1 protein-coding gene is annotated in these 894 nt (G+C 69.9%); it reads left to right on the top strand.

The features are described from left to right. Positions 1 to 248: 248 nt before the first annotated feature. Positions 249 to 812 (top strand): elongation factor P, encoded by a 564-nt coding sequence (efp, locus tag ACIKT0_RS19255; RefSeq protein WP_407106880.1) that lies wholly within the window; start codon positions 249 to 251, stop codon positions 810 to 812. Positions 813 to 894: the final 82 nt, after the last annotated feature.

Below are 894 nucleotides of genomic sequence, written 5' to 3'. Positions count from 1 at the left end.
GCTCGCCCGCCGCCAGGGACTGGCCGACGCCTGGCTCGACGGCTTCGTGGCGAGCCTGCCGCCGGCGGACCGCGCCGCGGGCGACAGTCTGATGGCGAAATGGAGCGAAGGTTTCGGCCCGATCGCGCAGGAGACCACCGCCGAGGCCGGCGGCCGCAAACCTTGACGCGGCTCTGATCCGCGGGCAAACGAGCGGGCGCCGACGCGGCGCCCCGCACGCACGCCGCCTCTCTCGAAAGACCTGACGAATGAAGATCAACGGCAACCAGATCACCCCCGGCATGGTCATCGAGCACCAGGGCGGCCTCTGGGCCGCCGTCAAGACCAACGCCGTGAAGCCCGGCAAGGGCGGCGCGTTCAACCAGGTCGAGCTCAAGAACCTGATCGACGGCCGCAAGCTCAACGAGCGCTTCCGGGCCGACGAGACCGTCGAGCGCGTCCGGCTCGAGCAGAAGGACTTCCAGTTCCTCTACGCCGAGGGCGAGGACCTGGTGTTCATGGATCTCGCGACCTACGAGCAGATGCAGCTGGCGGCCGAGTTCGTCGGCGAGCGCGCCGCTTTCCTGCAGGACGGCATGACGGTGACGGTCGAGATGCACGAGGAGCGCCCGATCGGCGTCAAGCTGCCCGACCAGGTGACGCTCGAGATCGTCGAGGCCGACCCTGTCGTGAAGGGCCAGACAGCCGCCTCCTCCTACAAGCCCGCGAAGCTCGAGAACGGCCTGCGCGTGATGGTGCCGCCCTTCATCGCGTCGGGCGAGCGCATCGTGGTCGACACCAACGAAGTCACCTATCTCCGCCGCGCGGACTGACGCGGCGCTCCGAGGACGTCGTCCCGGCCGGGGCGGCCAAGCCGCCCGGCCGACCGTCGCATGAAAGGCGCCGCCGCAGGCG

The organism is Hansschlegelia beijingensis, assembly GCF_045505405.1.
Lineage (GTDB): Bacteria > Pseudomonadota > Alphaproteobacteria > Rhizobiales > Methylopilaceae > Methylopila > Methylopila beijingensis_A.
This window is presented reverse-complemented; position numbering and strand designations above follow the sequence as displayed.